Annotated in this window: 16 protein-coding genes; 13 read left to right on the top strand and 3 right to left on the bottom strand. The window is 69.8% G+C overall.

What is annotated here, in order from left to right:
• Window positions 1-26 precede the first annotated feature (26 nt).
• Both CQ034_RS14745 and CQ034_RS14740 read right to left on the bottom strand, forming a co-directional pair.
• Window positions 27-857, bottom strand: coding sequence for a flagellin (locus CQ034_RS14745; RefSeq protein ID WP_105711627.1), 831 nt, complete (start codon window positions 855-857; stop codon window positions 27-29).
• Between the two features lie 111 nt (window positions 858-968).
• Entirely contained in the window at window positions 969-1,769 is an 801-nt protein-coding gene (locus CQ034_RS14740) for a sigma-70 family RNA polymerase sigma factor (RefSeq protein WP_105711626.1), read from the bottom strand.
• 196 nt (window positions 1,770-1,965) lie between these two features.
• On the opposite strand from CQ034_RS14740, the gene flgN reads away from it, so the two are divergent.
• Genes flgN through CQ034_RS14690 form a run of 10 tightly spaced genes read left to right on the top strand, consistent with a single transcriptional unit; the run spans window position 1,966 to window position 10,178 of the window.
• The gene (gene flgN / locus CQ034_RS14735) at window positions 1,966-2,448 is read left to right on the top strand and encodes a flagellar export chaperone FlgN (protein ID WP_029262230.1); all 483 of its coding nucleotides are present in this window, start codon (window positions 1,966-1,968) and stop codon (window positions 2,446-2,448) included.
• Between the two features lie 13 nt (window positions 2,449-2,461).
• Window positions 2,462-3,871, top strand: coding sequence for a flagellar hook-associated protein FlgK (gene flgK, locus CQ034_RS14730; protein ID WP_105711625.1), 1,410 nt, complete (start codon window positions 2,462-2,464; stop codon window positions 3,869-3,871).
• Between the two features lie 12 nt (window positions 3,872-3,883).
• Complete coding sequence (gene flgL / locus CQ034_RS14725) at window positions 3,884-4,765, top strand: flagellar hook-associated protein FlgL (protein WP_029262232.1); 882 nt, start codon at window positions 3,884-3,886, stop codon at window positions 4,763-4,765.
• Entirely contained in the window at window positions 4,762-5,133 is a 372-nt protein-coding gene (locus CQ034_RS14720) for a flagellar assembly protein FliW (protein ID WP_029262233.1), read from the top strand. The genes flgL and CQ034_RS14720 overlap by 4 nt, the downstream gene beginning before the upstream one ends.
• 60 nt (window positions 5,134-5,193) lie before the next feature.
• The gene (tsaB, locus tag CQ034_RS14715) at window positions 5,194-5,811 is read left to right on the top strand and encodes a tRNA (adenosine(37)-N6)-threonylcarbamoyltransferase complex dimerization subunit type 1 TsaB (RefSeq protein ID WP_105711624.1); all 618 of its coding nucleotides are present in this window, start codon (window positions 5,194-5,196) and stop codon (window positions 5,809-5,811) included.
• Complete coding sequence (gene rimI / locus CQ034_RS14710; protein WP_105711623.1) at window positions 5,808-6,296, top strand: ribosomal protein S18-alanine N-acetyltransferase; 489 nt, start codon at window positions 5,808-5,810, stop codon at window positions 6,294-6,296. The genes tsaB and rimI overlap by 4 nt, the downstream gene beginning before the upstream one ends.
• On the top strand, window positions 6,293-7,360 hold the full coding sequence (tsaD, locus tag CQ034_RS14705; protein WP_105711622.1) for a tRNA (adenosine(37)-N6)-threonylcarbamoyltransferase complex transferase subunit TsaD: 1,068 nt from the start codon (window positions 6,293-6,295) through the stop codon (window positions 7,358-7,360). Before rimI ends, tsaD begins: the two co-directional genes overlap by 4 nt.
• Window positions 7,357-7,845: a hypothetical protein gene (locus CQ034_RS14700; RefSeq protein ID WP_105711621.1), complete on the top strand. Its 489-nt coding sequence runs from the start codon at window positions 7,357-7,359 to the stop codon at window positions 7,843-7,845. Before tsaD ends, CQ034_RS14700 begins: the two co-directional genes overlap by 4 nt.
• Before the next feature lie 4 nt (window positions 7,846-7,849).
• A complete protein-coding gene (locus tag CQ034_RS14695) occupies window positions 7,850-8,965 on the top strand; it encodes a hypothetical protein (RefSeq protein ID WP_105711620.1) in 1,116 nt (371 codons plus the stop codon).
• A complete protein-coding gene (locus CQ034_RS14690; protein WP_105711619.1) occupies window positions 8,949-10,178 on the top strand; it encodes a hypothetical protein in 1,230 nt (409 codons plus the stop codon). Before CQ034_RS14695 ends, CQ034_RS14690 begins: the two co-directional genes overlap by 17 nt.
• Window positions 10,179-10,199: 21 nt before the next feature.
• Here CQ034_RS14690 and CQ034_RS14685 read toward each other — a convergent pair whose 3' ends face one another.
• Window positions 10,200-11,405: an SAM-dependent methyltransferase gene (locus CQ034_RS14685; RefSeq protein ID WP_374956819.1), complete on the bottom strand. Its 1,206-nt coding sequence runs from the start codon at window positions 11,403-11,405 to the stop codon at window positions 10,200-10,202.
• Window positions 11,406-11,568: 163 nt separating this feature from the next.
• Here CQ034_RS14685 and groES point away from each other — a divergent pair, with 163 nt between their 5' ends.
• The 3 genes from groES to CQ034_RS14670 all read left to right on the top strand — a co-directional run bounded on the left by groES (window position 11,569) and on the right by CQ034_RS14670 (window position 14,378).
• Complete coding sequence (gene groES / locus CQ034_RS14680; RefSeq protein ID WP_028502311.1) at window positions 11,569-11,865, top strand: co-chaperone GroES; 297 nt, start codon at window positions 11,569-11,571, stop codon at window positions 11,863-11,865.
• A 182-nt stretch (window positions 11,866-12,047) separates the two neighbouring features.
• Entirely contained in the window at window positions 12,048-12,980 is a 933-nt protein-coding gene (rarD, locus tag CQ034_RS14675) for an EamA family transporter RarD (RefSeq protein WP_105711617.1), read from the top strand.
• Between the two features lie 144 nt (window positions 12,981-13,124).
• A complete protein-coding gene (locus CQ034_RS14670; RefSeq protein ID WP_029262242.1) occupies window positions 13,125-14,378 on the top strand; it encodes an ABC transporter substrate-binding protein in 1,254 nt (417 codons plus the stop codon).
• The last annotated feature ends 50 nt before the right edge of the window (window positions 14,379-14,428 follow it).

Below are 14,428 nucleotides of genomic sequence, written 5' to 3'. Positions count from 1 at the left end.
CCGCCGCCCGGACCCTATGGCGTGGTTCAGCGCAGGAGCTGGAGAACGCCCTGGTTGGACTGGTTCGCCTGGGCCAGCATGGCCGTGCCCGCCTGCGACAGGATGTTCGCCGAGGTGAACTTGACCATCTCGGACGCCATGTCGGTGTCGCGGATACGGCTCTCGGCGGCGGACAGGTTCTCCGCCGACACGTTGAGGCTGTTGATGGTCGACTCGAAGCGGTTCTGCAGCGCACCGTAACCGGCACGTGCGGTCGAGACCGCCTGGATCTCCGTGTCGATGTCAGCCAGCGCGGCACCGTAGGTGGCCGCATCCGTCATCGTCGCCGCGTAGCCCTTGATGTCTGCTCCGAGGGTGGCGAAGTTGGTCAGGGCGACCGAGATCTGGTCCTCGGCGGCGACCGCGCCCGCACCGACCTGGAACGTCAGCGTCGTGCCACCCGAGAGCAGCTTGATGCCGTTGAAGTTCGTGCTCTCGGCGATCCGGGTGAGCTCATCACCCAGGGTGTTGATCTCCTTCTGGATCGCTTCGCGCGACTTCGCGTTGTTCGAGTCGTTCGCACCCTGAGCGGTCAGGTCGCGAACGCGCTGCAGGATCGAGTGGACCTCGGTCAGGGCGCCTTCCGCGGTCTGGATGACCGAGATGCCGTCCTGGGCGTTGCGCGCCGCGACGTTCAGGCCGTTGACCTGCGAGCGCAGGCCCTCGGAGATCGCGAGACCGGCGGCGTCGTCCGCTGCACGGTTGATCCGCAGACCGCTCGAGAGCTTCTCGAGCGACTTCGACAGGTCGTTCTGCGTGCTGGACAGGTTGCGGTAGGCGTTGAGCGCCGACACGTTGGTGTTGATCTGCATACCCATAAGGGTTCTCCTCCGTGAATTTCATTGTGCGAGAGACCATCCGTGGTCTCCCGCACACACCTATCGGCGGAGGCGGCGCGGGCGTTAGCCGGGCGCGTCGGGGAAAGCAGGCTAGGCGGGGGCCGATTCGCGGAAGACGCCGGCGATCCGCGCGCTGGCCGCGTCGGCGATCCGTGTGAAGTAGGCGTCCCGCGCTCCGGCCGACACCCGGGTCGTCGTGGCGGGGGCGGCGCCTTCGGCGAAGTACCGGTCCAGGGCGTCGCGCAGCAGGCGGATGGCCTCCGACCTCTGCTGCGACACGGCGGAATGGGTCACGCCGAGCTCTTCGGCGATCTCCTTGACGGGGCGTTCTTCGAAGTAGACGCTCTGCACGATCCGGCGCATGCGCTCCGGCAGCGCGGCGACCGCCTGTTCGAGCACCTCGCGGCGCTCTCCGACGAGCGCCGACTCCTCGGGAAGCGGGATGTCGGCTGCCACGTCGCGGGCGGCGGGGTCTTCCAGAGTGGTGACGGTGCGGGCGGCATCGCCGAGGGCTTCGAGGACGACATCCTTCGCGACGCCCATAGTGGTGGCGACCTCGGCCGCCGTCGCCGTTCTGCCGAGTCCTGCGGTGAGGGTCTCGCGCACGGCGACCGTCTCTTTGATGCGCTTGCGGATGCCGCGGGAGGCCCAGTCCATGGAACGCATCTCATCCGCGAACGCGCCGAGGATGCGGCGGCGCGCGTAGGCGCCGAAGGGGACGCCCAGAGCAGGGTCGAACGCGTCGGCGGCGGTCACGAGCGCGAGCGCGCCGACGGACGCGAGCTCGTCACGGGGGATATGGGTTGCTCGGGCGTGCGTTTCAGAGGCGAGGTAGCCGACCAGGGGGAGGTTGCTCTCGATGAGGAGATTGCGCTCAGCGCGCGACGACATGGGGGATGATCCACCTCTCTGGATTCACTCCGGAAGCTCCAAGGAGACGAGTAGATGCACATATCACACTTCTTGTGATCTGTACATGGGGAGAACTACCCATCGCCGTTCCACATAGTAACCTTAGGGGCGCGGCAGCCGATAGTGACCTTTGGCCGCGTTAACAGGCGTGGCGATCACTGGGGAAAAGGGGATCATGGGAGCCAACGAACTATCGATACAGCTGTGGCGCGAGCGTGAACTGCTCGAGATGCTGCTCTTCAAACTAGACGAACAGCAGCTGCTGCTCGCGGCCGGACGATCCCAGTGGATCCAGTTCGCCGCGCGTGAGATCGATCAGGTCCTCGATCGCCTGCGCGGCGCGGGACTCGCGCGCACGGTCGAGGTCGCCGCGGTCGCCGAGGAGTGGGGGGCTCCGGAGGGTGCGACGATCCGAGAACTGGTCGCACACGCGCCGGAGGGCGCGTGGCAAGAGGTCTTCGCCGACCACATGCGCGCGCTGACGAAACTCGCCGCCGAAGTCGAGCAGCTGCGCGACGCGAACACGGAGCAGCTCAGCGGCGTGCTCCGTGCCACTCAGGAAACGCTCGCCGCGCTGGGGCACGAGACGGGCGAATACACGACGAACGGTGACCGCGCGCGCGACGACGCAGCGCGCATCATCGATACCGAGATGTGACCGGAAGGGGATCATGTCGACCTTCAGCGGATTGAACACCGCGGCCAGCGGACTCGCGGCCGCCCGACGCGGCATGGACGTGGTCGGGCAGAACATCGCCAACCAGAAGACCGAGGGGTACACGCGCCAGCGGGTCCAGACCTCGGCCATCGCCGCGATCGCCCAGACCAGCCGATTCAGCGTCGGCGCTCTGCCGGGACACGGCGTCTCGATCGACGGCGTCGCCCGTCTCGGCGATGCCCTGCTCGACGCCCGCGTCCGCGATTCGCTCGCCGCATCGGGCTTCTGGTCCACGCGCGCGGTCGCCGCGACCACGATCGAGGCCTCGCTCGCCGAGCCCACCGAGAACGGACTGGCGGCTCGGCTGTCGAAGTTCTGGTCCGGGTGGCAAGATCTTGCCAACACACCGGACTCCGGTGCAGCGGCATCCACCATCCTCGAATCCGCCAAGGAGCTCGCCTCCCACATCGCCGGCGGCTACCGCACCGTGGCCACCCAGTGGAGCGACGCACGGGCGACGGCCGAACGCACCGTGACCCAGGTGAACGCGGCTGCCGACCAGATCGCGGTGCTCAACGGCGAGATCCGCGACGCTCTCGCCTCCGGGCGCTCGGCGAACGAGCTCATGGACCAGCGGAGCGTGCTCGCACAGAACGTCGCCCGCATGTCGGGGGCGGCGGCCACGATCGAGAGCGACGGGTCGATGACCCTCCGCGTCGGCGGAAACGCGCTGGTCTCGGGTTCCGATGCGCGCCACCTCGTCCTCAACGGCCCGGCCACGATCGACGCGGGGCAGCGCTTCACCGTCTCGTGGGCATCCGCCCCCGATCTCCCGGCCTCGATCGACGGCGGTGAGCTCGGTGGCTCGCTCGCCGTGCTCGCACCGGCAGCCGACGGCGGCATGCTCGCGCAGCTCGCCTCGACCTACGACGCGGTGGCGACGGCCCTCGCCGGGGCACTGAACGCGCAGCACCGTGCGGGCGTCACCTCGTCCGGGCAGCCGGGTGGAGACTTCTTCACCCTTCCGACCACCGGGTCGGCCGCGCTCGGACTGCGGGTCGCCGTGACGACTCCATCCGAGCTGGCGCTCGCCGCACCGGGTGCCGGTGCGCTGGACGCGACCAACGCCGACCTGATCTCGCAGATCGGCCGCGGCGCCACCTCGCCCGACGCGCTCTGGTCCGACCACGTCACGCGCTTCGGCGTCGCGACGGCAGCCGACGTGCAGCGCGCGAAGGTCTCCGATTCGGCGGCTGTCGCCGCGGTCGGGGCGCAGCAGTCCGTGGCCGCCGTCGACGGCGACGAGGAGACGATCAGCCTGCTCACCTACCAGACCGCCTACCAGGCCGCAGCCCGCGTGATGACGGCGGTGGACGAGGCGCTCGACGTCCTCATCAACCGCACCGGCCTCGTCGGACGCTGATAAAGGAGCATCGTGATCTCTCGAGTGACATCGTCATCCATGACGCAGACGGCGATGCGCCAGCTGCAGTCCAACCTCACCGAGCTGGCGCGTCTGCAGGAGCAGGCGACGTCGCAGCGGGCTTTCGCCACTCCGTCCGAAGACCCGGCGGCCGCGGCCGCGGCCCTCGCCCTGCATGCGGAGCAGCGCCGCAACGACCAGTACGCACGCAACATCGACGACGGGCTCGCGTGGGTCACGGCGGCGGATGTCGCGATCACCGCGAGCACCTCGCTGCTGGGCCGGGTCCGCGACCTCACCGCCCAGGGGGCGAACGACGGTGCGCTGGATGCCACCGCCAAGGAGGCCCTGGCCGTCGAGCTCGAGGGCATCCGCAAGGAGCTCCTGTCCCAGGCCAACACCCGACTCCTCGGTCGCTCGGTGTTCGCCGGCACCTCGGACACGGCGGCCTTCGCCGCGGACTACTCGTACAGCGGCGTGGCGGGCTCCGAGGTCAGCCGTCGCGTCTCGGATGCGGCATCCGTCCGCGTCGACACCGACGGTGCCGCGGTCTTCGGCACCGGCGACGACTCGGTGTTCGCTCTCGTCGACAAGATCGTCGCCGACCTCCGTTCCGGTACGAACGTCGGCCCCCGTCTCGCAGAGATCGACGATCGACGCACCGCCATGCTCGGGGTGCAGGGTTCCGTCGGAACCCGCCAGTCTCAGATCGAACGCGCCAAGGAGGCGGCAGTGCAGAATTCCGTGTCCCTCGAGTCCCGCCGCACGGCGGTCGAGGACGTCGATTCGATCGAGGTGCTCGTGCGGTTGCAGGCGCAGGAGCTCGTGTACCGCTCCGCGCTCGCGGTGAACGCGCGCGTTCTCCAGCCCTCGCTGATGGACTTCCTGCGATGACCGCGGCACTCAGCTTCCTGACGCCCCCTCCGGGACTCGCGCCGCACGTCGACTTCGCTCTCGCACCGGTCGACGGTGCGGACGGTCTGTTCTCGATGCGAGCCGTGGACGACGCGGATCTGCGCCTGTACCTCGTCGACCCGAGCACCGTGCTCGGCGAGTATGCGCCGATCCTCACCGACGACCAGGCCGAGAGCCTCGCGCTCGCCTCGGCCGACGACGCACTGGTCCTCGTGGTCGCCCACCCCTCCACGGAAGGCGTGAGCGTGAACCTGATGGCGCCGGTGATCGTCAATCGCACCACGGGAGCCGCGTCGCAGGTGATCCTCGAGGATCAGGACTACCCGCTCCGCGCTCCGCTGGGCTGAGGCGCGAGCCGCGGGCACTCCGGGCCGCTCTCACAGCGCGACCACGGCTACCCTGGAGACGTGATCCTTGCCGTCGACACCTCCCTGGGCACCGCTGTCGCCCTCATCGATGCCGACGGGGCGCGACGCGCCGAAGCCGCCGCCACCGACCCGCTGGGCCACGCCGAGGTGATCGGCGACCTGCTCGTCGCGGCGCTCAGCGATGCGGGTGACGGCGAGGTGACGCATGTCATCGCCGGCATGGGCCCCGGACCCTTCACCGGGCTCCGCATCGGCATCGCCGCGGCCCGCACCTTCGCCCTCGGGCGCGGCATCCCGGTCGTCCCGGTCCCCAGCCATCTCGCCGCCGCTCTCACCGCGCTCGAGACCGAGTCGCAGCCGTTCGCGATCGTCACCGATGCCCGCCGACGCGAGGTCGCGATCACCGTCTTCGACGGGCTCGATGCCGACGGGATCCCGCACATCGTCGCCGACACCGTCCTCGTGCGTGCGGCCGACGCCGACGCGCACCTCGACGGCATCCGCCGCATCGATGTCGCCACCCTGTCGGCGGCGGACCTGGCGCGCGTCGGAGCACGCGCCCTGGCAGCCGGTCGCACGCTCACGGGTGACGAGCCGCTCTACATGCGCCACCCCGACGTGACGGTGCCCGGTGCACCGAAGAAGGTCGGCTCATGACCCTCCGCGACGCCACCGCGGACGACCTCGACGCGATCATGGCGATCGAGGAGCGGTCCTTCCCGACCGACGCGTGGAGCCGCGAGACGATGGCCGCCGAGCTCGCGAGCATCCACGGCCGCTACCTCGTCGACGACCACGACGGCGCGGTCATCGGCTACGGCGGCGTGCGCGCGCTGCGTGGCAGTGCCGACGCCGACATCCAGACCATCGCGCTCCTCGCCGAGCACCGCGGGCAGGGTCGGGGCCGCGCGCTCCTGCGTGCTCTCCTGGCCGCCGCGGCCGAGCGCGGTGCCCGTGAGGTGTTCCTCGAGGTCAGGGCCGACAACCCCGCGGCGGAAGGCCTGTACCTCGCGGAGGGGTTCGAGGAGATCGGCCGTCGCCCCCGCTACTATCAGCCGGACGACGTGGACGCGATCGTGATGCGTCTGGAACTGCGCCGCCACCCGGCATCGCACGACACGACCGAGGAGGCGAAGGCATGAGCGGACCTCTGGTCCTCGGCATCGAGACGAGCTGCGACGAGACCGGGATCGGCATCGTCCGCGGGCGCACCCTGCTCTCCAACACCATCGCGTCGAGCATGGACGAGCACGCCCGATACGGCGGCGTCGTGCCCGAGGTCGCCGCGCGGGCGCACCTCGAGGCGCTTCAGCCCGCCATCGATGCGGCACTCGCCGAAGCAGGGGTGCGTCTCGACGACCTCGATGCGGTCGCCGTCACGAGCGGCCCCGGCCTCGCGGGCGCGCTCATGGTCGGAGTGGGCGCCGCCAAGGGCCTGGCCGTCTCGATCGACAAGCCGCTGTACGCCGTCAACCACCTCGTCGGCCACATCGCCGCCGACATCCTCACGGCCGATTCCGCGCCGCTCGAGTACCCGACCATCGCGCTGCTCGTCTCCGGTGGTCACACCTCGCTGCTGCACGTCCGCGACCTCACCACCGACGTCGAGCTGCTCGGCGAGACGATGGACGACGCGGCTGGCGAAGCCTTCGACAAGGTCGCCCGGCTCCTTTCGCTGCCGTACCCCGGCGGTCCCGAGATCGACCGGGCGGCGGCCGACGGCGACCCGGACGCGATCCGGTTCCCGCGCGGTCTCTCCCGCGCATCGGATCTGGCGAAGCATCGGTACGACTTCTCGTTCTCGGGGCTGAAGACCGCGGTGGCCCGGTGGGTCGAGCGCTGCGAGGCCGACGGGGTCGAGGTGCCCGTGGCCGATGTCGCCGCGAGCTTCCGCGAGGCGGTCGTCGACGTGCTGGTGACCAAGGCACTCGCGGCCTGCGCCGACCTCGGGGTGCCGCGCCTGCTGCTGGGCGGCGGCGTGATCGCGAACCGTCGGCTGCGCGAGGTCGCCCTCCGGCGTGCCGATGAGGCGGGAGTCACGGTGCGCATCCCGCCCCTCTCGCTGTGCACCGACAACGGCGCGATGATCGCCGCGCTGGCCGCCGAGCTGATCTCCTCGGGGCGGCGCCCCTCGACTCTGGCGTTCGGGGCGGACTCCACCCTTCCGGTCACCGAGATCCAGATCGCCGAGGCGGTGCCCGCATGAGCGACGTCTCCGGCTCGTCCGACGCGAAGACCCCCCGGACTCCGCCGGCGCGCGTCGAACGCGCCAGTGACGAGGTCGAGCAGCATCCCGGGGCGGCGCCGCGGCTTCCCGGCGCCCGTCGCGAGGGCTACACGAAACTGCCCACCGGCCCCGTCGGCATCGAGCCCGTGGTGGTGAGCGGGCCCGACATCGATGCCCCAGGCGAGGCGGAGTGGGAGCCGACGACCGGGGCCATCCCGATCGACGACACCCGCCTCGCGCCGTGGGCCCTGCTCGCCGCGATCGTCGCCCTCGGAGCATCGTTCTTCGTCGGCTGGGGGATCCCCGTCGCGGTCGTCGCGGTGATCGCCGCGATCATGTCGCTGCGTCGTCCGCTCGAGAGCCGTTCCATCGCGCTGTGGGCGCTCGTGCTGGGCCTCTGCGCGACCGCGTACAGCCTGGGCTGGTTGGTCTGGGCAGGCATGCAGTTCGAAAAGCTCGGCTGACCGGATGCTCGAGCCGGAGGAGTCGGAGGAGCTGCGTTCCCTGCAGGCGCGGGCGTATGGTCGCGATTCCTCGCTGACATCGGCCGAAGCCGAACGCCTCCGCGAGCTGGAGGACCTCAGGCTCGCACCGGTCGCCGAGGCTGCCCCCGCCGCACACCCGGGCGAAGTGGAGCGGAGCGCCGCCGCCGAGCCCGATACCGCGGTCGCCGTCTCCGAAGCCGCGCCCGCCGACGAGGGCCGAGTGTCCGCGGGGGAAGACGCGGCAGACGACGCGGTCGACGCCCTCTCGCCCGCATCGTCGTCCTGGCGCTCCCTGTTCTCGCTGCTCCGCACGCGCTGGCGGCCGGTCGCTCTGGTGGCCGTCGCGGTGCTCGCGATCGGGGTGGGGGTCGGCTGGCTCGCGTTCGGCCGATCCGCAGCCGCGGCGGTGGAGCTGACCGCCGACCAGGAGGGATGGCAGAACGATCTCGTCGCGGCCGGCGTGTACGATCCCGGTTCGATCCGCGCGCTCAGCGTCGAGGAGGACGTGGTCATCTGGACGGCGACGAAGGACACGAAGGAGCGCACCTGCCTGATCCTCGGCACGGGTGAGGCGACGGTTCCGTCCTGTGACCGTACGGAGATGATCGCCGAAACCGGGATCTACGGCTCGATCTCGGTCAAGGGTCACAAGGGCCTGCAGCGCGAGGTCAGCGCGCAGATGCTGTTCACCGCATCGGGCGAACCCGCTGTCGCGGTGAGCGTCTACGACTACGACCCGACGGAGAGCGGCATCACCTACGCGAACGAGGCCGAATCGGAGACGGCGGCCCGGTTGGCGGAGAACGGCTTCGACGCCGGCTCGCTCTGGGTCGTCGGCTACGACGGCGACGTGCCGATCTGGACGGCCGCGCAGACCGAGTCGCAGAACCAGTGCCTCATCTACGACGGATCGACCGATGAGGCTCCGGTCACCTGCGCCGACCCGCAGACCATGCAGGAGCAGGCCTCAAGCCTCGTGCTCAACGTCGTCGACACGGAGACGGGCGGCGTGACGCACCTGGAGATGATGTCGAATCGGGGGCCCGGGTATCTCACCATCACCCGGGAGGGAGATGCCTCGGGTGCCGTCGGAGACTGAGGCCGAAGAGCTACGGGCACTGCAGCGGAAGGCCTACGGCCGAGGAGGGCTGCTGACCGCAACGGAATCGCAGCGGCTGCGCGCGCTCGAGGATTCGCGTCGCTCGCACGCCGCGGCCGCGTCCCCGGAGCGGTCGGAGGCCGGCCACGGTACCGACGGCGGCGGCGGATCCATGAGGCGGGACCAGACAGAGGTGGCGATCGGGCCCGTCGACGAAGCGTTCGCGGCGAACACGGCCTCTGACGCGGCCGAGGTTCCCTCCGCAGCGCTCACGCAGCGTGCTCCGGATGCGCAGGCATCGCCGACGCCGCAGCCGACGCCCCCGACCCCGGCTCGAGGCTCGATGCGCCGGCAGGTGGTGGCGACGCTGGTCGCCGTGTCCGCCGTCCTGCTCGCGCTCGGCGTCGGCATCGGCTGGGGGCTGTTCGCGCCGCGAGCCGGCGGCATCCCGCTGACGGCGGAGCAGCAGCAGCGCCTCGGAGAGCTGGTCACCGAGGCGTTCGATCCCGGTTCGGTCCGCGCGGTCGCGCAGGATGGTGATGCCCTCGTCTGGTACGCGACGAAGGACGAGGGATCGGCCGCCTGCCTGGTCCTCGACGTCGGCGTGCAGTCGCAGACGAACTGTCTCGCCGCGGAGGAGTCGGAGCGCGGACTGTCGGCGTCATTGTCGCTCCCGGGGGAGACGGGCTCCGACATCATCCAGGCCACGATGCTCCTCTCGACAGCGGGGGAGCCGCTGGTCGCGATCCAACGGTGGGGCGGGGTCGATTCGCTCCTGGCCCAGTTCCCCGAAGACGTGCGCGACCGGGCGGAATCGCTGACGACGGAGGGGTTCGAGCTCGGTCTCTCGCTCGTCGGTGTCTTCCGGGACGCGCCGGTGTGGCTGGGGGATCGGCTGTCGGAACAGGGCGCCACCGAGCGGTGCCTGATCGTGGATGCCGCCGGGCCGGTCGTCTGCAAGGGCTTCGAGACCGCGTTCGCGGAGGGCCTCACTGTGAAACTCGAGACCGTCGACCCCTCGGGTGCGCGGGTCGCGACCGCGGCGTTGGACCTGCAGTTCACGAACCAGCAGACGCCGTACCTGACTGTCTCCGTCGACTCCGCAGCGCCCGATGGCGTGGACGAGGTGTCCGATGCGGTGGATGACCCCTTGATGATCCAGCTGTCGCCGGGCGGGCGGATCGAGCTCCAGGACCCGGGCGACGACGGCTGACCCCGGCGGGGCGGGTCGCGATCAGCTCGCGGCCGGAACCCGATCGGCGAGGATCGCCCGCCGCTGATCGCCGATACGCGCGAGGATCAGCGTGGCCTCCTGATCACCGCGCAGCGTGAGCTTCTTCCGGAACGCCGCAGGGTCGATGTCGACACCGCGCTTCTTGATCTCGATGCGACCGACGCCGTGCGCCTTGAGAGCGGCGTTGATCGCCTTGGGGTTGGCGGGCAGGGTCTCGCGCACGCGGAACGACTGCACGAACGGGCTCGTCAGCGCGGCATCCGAGGTGAGATAGGCGATGTGCTCGTCGAGCATCCCGGCATCGAGGCTCCGGGCCACATCGCCGATCAGGCGGGCGCGGATCACGGCGCCGTCCGGCTCGTGCACGAAGGCGCCGAGCTCGCGCACGGGCTCATCGGCCACGTCGGCCGGTGCGGTCATCTCGTGCGATCGGTCGCCGCGGATCACGAGCGCCGAACGTCGCACGCCTTCTCGGGCGAGGGCGCCGCTCCAAACGACGAGCTCGACGACGCTGCCGTCGGCGCTCACCCACTGCGCCTCGGCGTCGGCGGGAAGGGCGTCGCGGTCGTGTGCGGGGCCGAGCTTGATGCCCGTCGGCACGCGCGCGGCGACGTCGAACGCCCAGTCCAGCGAGGGGGAGTAGTCGTCTGCAGAGACGCGGCGGGTCTCACTGTGCCCGGAGGTGCGCCGGGCGGGATCCATCCAGATCGCGCGTGCGTTCGAAGCCTCCGCGCCCTCGAAGGCGTCTTCCGCCGTGCTGTGCCGAACCACCGCGCCCTCTCCGAAGGGCGCGAGGTTGTAGGCCGCGATGGCGGCGGTGACCTCGTCGGCATCGACGGCGAGCACATCGAGTCCGGCTCCGGCGAACGCGAGGGCGTCGCCGCCGATCCCGCAGCCGAGGTCGGCAACGGTGGTGAACCCCGCGCTGCGCATCCGCTGGGCGTGTCGTGCGGCCACACCGAGCCGCGTCGCCTGCTCGAGCCCGGCTCGGGTGAACAGCATCCGCGCGGCGAAGGGGCCGAACTTCGCCGACGCCTTGGACCGCAGGTGCGCCTGGCCGACCACCGCCGAGACCAGCTCGGGGGAGTGCCCGGCGGCACGCAGCCGTGACACGGCGCGGGCGACGTCGGCGGTCGACCCGATCGTCCCGACCGTGTCGAGCAGTTCGAGACCGGCGGGGGTCAGCAGGGCACGCAGCTCGGACATCTCCACGTCCTCAGCCTAATTCCCGCTCGCATCACTGAATCACGGCGTGCGTTGGCACTCGCATTGCATGAGTGCCAGCCCAGCGCATAGACTGGATTAGCACTCTCGGGTTGAGAGTGCGAACAAGTCTTTCGTGTCAGTGTCAAGAAAGAAGAGGTAGACCGTGTCGGTTTCCATCAAGCCGCTCGAAGACCGCATCGTCATCCAGCAGGTCGAGGCCGAGCAGACCACCGCGAGTGGCCTGGTCATCCCCGACACCGCCAAGGAGAAGCCCCAGGAGGGCGAGGTCGTGGCCGTCGGCCCCGGCCGCATCGACGACAACGGCAACCGCGTTCCGATCGACGTCGCTGTCGGCGACCGTGTCCTGTACAGCAAGTACGGCGGCACCGAGGTCAAGTTCGGCGCAGACGAGTACCTCGTCCTGTCCGCTCGCGACGTCCTGGCGGTCGTCGTCCGCTGATCTGCGGAACCGGGTTCCGCCCCTCTCGAAGAGGTGGTGCCCAGGTCCTCGAAGGGGGCTCGGATGCTTCGGCATCCGAGCCCCCTTCTGCATCCCGCCATCAGGCATCCGATTCCTGCCGATCTCCGCGCGGCGACGGGCCGCCGCTCTCCGGGCCTCCGACGCGGGCATAGTGTTGTGCGGTGACCCCCGAGACGACCCGCGCAACGCAGACCGCCGGAGTCGCCTACGCCGGAGCCGCTTACCTCCTCTGGGGCGTGCTCCCGCTCTACTTCCTCCTCCTGGTGCCGACCGGTCCATGGGAGGTCGTCGCGTGGCGGGTGCTGCTGTCGTTCGTCTTCTGCATCCTGCTGCTCACGGTCACGCGCGGCTGGGCGCCGTTCGGTGTGATCCTGCGGCAGCCGAAACTGCTGGGCTGGACCGCGCTCGCCGGCCTCCTGATCTACATCAACTGGCAGGTGTTCCTCATCGGAACCCTCAGCGACAACGTGGTCGAGACGAGTCTGGGCTACTTCATCAACCCCATCACCACCGTGCTGCTGGGCGTCTTCGTCTTGAAAGAGCGCATCCGCAGGCTGCAGTGGGCCGCGATCGCCATCGCCGCGATCGCGGTCGTCGTGATCATCGTGGCCTACCGCGCCTTCCCGTGGATCGCGCTCTCGTTGACCGCGTCGTTCGGTGTCTACGGGCTCATCAAGAAGAAGATCGGTCCGGCGGTGGACGCCGTCAGCGGTCTCACCCTCGAATCGTTCTGGCTGATCCCGATCGCCGTCGTGCAGCTGATCGTGGTCGCGACGACTCCCGCCGGCATCACGATGGGCGGCAACGGCTGGGTGCACGCGGTGCTGCTGGCCTTCGCCGGTGTGGCGACGGCCGTGCCCCTGCTGCTGTTCGCGGCGGGAACCCGTCGGATCAACCTCACGGTGATCGGGATGATCCAGTTCATCACCCCGGTGATGCAGTTCCTCATCGGCGTCGCGATCCTGCACGAGCCCATGCCGCCGGAGCGCTTGGCGGGGTTCGTCATCGTGTGGATCGCGATCGGCGTCTTCGTCGTCGACCTGCTGATCGCCGCCCGCCGAGGGCGCCGGGTCGCCCCGCCCGAACTCGTCTGAACCCGCGGTTCTCCGGCCCGGAATCCCGGTGTCGGATCGTTAACGCACCGAGATACTTGCACCCCCTGTGGACGGGTATCACGCCCTAGTGTTAGAGCACCCGCCCGTGGTCACAATCCACGTTCAGTTACGCAAGGGAGCACCATGAACGCAATGAAGGGTTCGCGCACCGCGAAGGTCTTCGCAGGGATCGCTTTGATCAGCGCATCCGCCATCGTCATCGCCGGCTGCAGCAGCACGCCGAACGCTGAGCCCAGCGAGGGTGGTGAGAAGCCGGCCGTCGATCTGACGCTCAAGCTCGGCTCGCTGCTTCCCGCGACCGGCTCGCTCGCCTTCCTCGGCGCTCCGATGGAAGCCGGCGTCCAGCTGGCTGTCAACGAGATCAACGAGGCCGACGCCGGCGTGACCATCGACCTCACCACCGCCGACGAGGGTGACCTCGACAACAAGGCGTACGAGACCTCGATCACCAACCTCCAGAACGAGGGCATCACCGCGATGGTCGGCGCCGCGTCGTCGAGCGTCACCAAGCTCATCCTCGACGGCAACGCCGGCGCGGGTATCCTCACCGTCTCGCCGTCGAACACGTCGCCGGACTTCTCGGGCATCAACCCGCTGTACTTCCGCACGGCACCGAGCGACAACCTGCAGGGCGAGGTCCTCGGCAACCAGATCGCTGAAGACGGTCACAAGACCCTCGGCATCATCTACCAGAACGACCCCTACGGCACGGGCCTGTTCGAAGCCATCAAGTCGACGTTCGAGGGCACCGGCGGCGAGGTCGTCGCGGATGCATCGTTCAACCAGGGCGACGGCCAGTTCAACGCTCAGGTCTCCGAGATCGCGGCCGCCAAGCCCGACGCCGTCGCGGTCGTCTCGTACGACCAGTTCGCGACCATCGCGCCGCTGCTCGGCAACGCCGGCGTCGACACGGGTTCGCTGTACCTCGTCGACGGCAACCTGAAGGACTGGGGCACCGACGTCTCGGTCAACCTCGAGGGCTCGAAGGGCACCCGCGCCGGCGCTGAGCTGCCGCAGGACTTCCTCGACCAGCTCAACGAGGTCTGGACCGCCGACGGCAACGACCCGATCGACGCCGTGACCTACTCGGCTGAGGCCTACGACGCCGTCATCCTCATGGCGCTGTCGGCTCTGGCTGCCGGCTCCGTCGAGGGCGCCGACATGGCCGAGCAGATGGGCACCGTGTCCGGCGGTGGCGACGAGGGCGAGAAGTGCACCACGTACGCCGAGTGCGCCGACATCATCAACGGCGGCGGCACGGCGGACTACGACGGCCTCTCCGGCGAGATCACGTTCGACGAGAACAACGACCCGAAGGGCGCCGCGATCGGCGTCTACGAGTTCGGCGCCGACAACACCACCACGCGCCTCAAGTAAGCGCACAGACGAGGCCCCGGATGCTCAGCATCCGGGGCCTTCGTCGTCCC

This window comes from Microbacterium sp. MYb45 (assembly GCF_002979655.1).
Lineage (GTDB): Bacteria > Actinomycetota > Actinomycetes > Actinomycetales > Microbacteriaceae > Microbacterium.
Note: the sequence above shows the minus strand (reverse complement) of the source record. Positions and strands in the feature narration are given on the sequence as shown.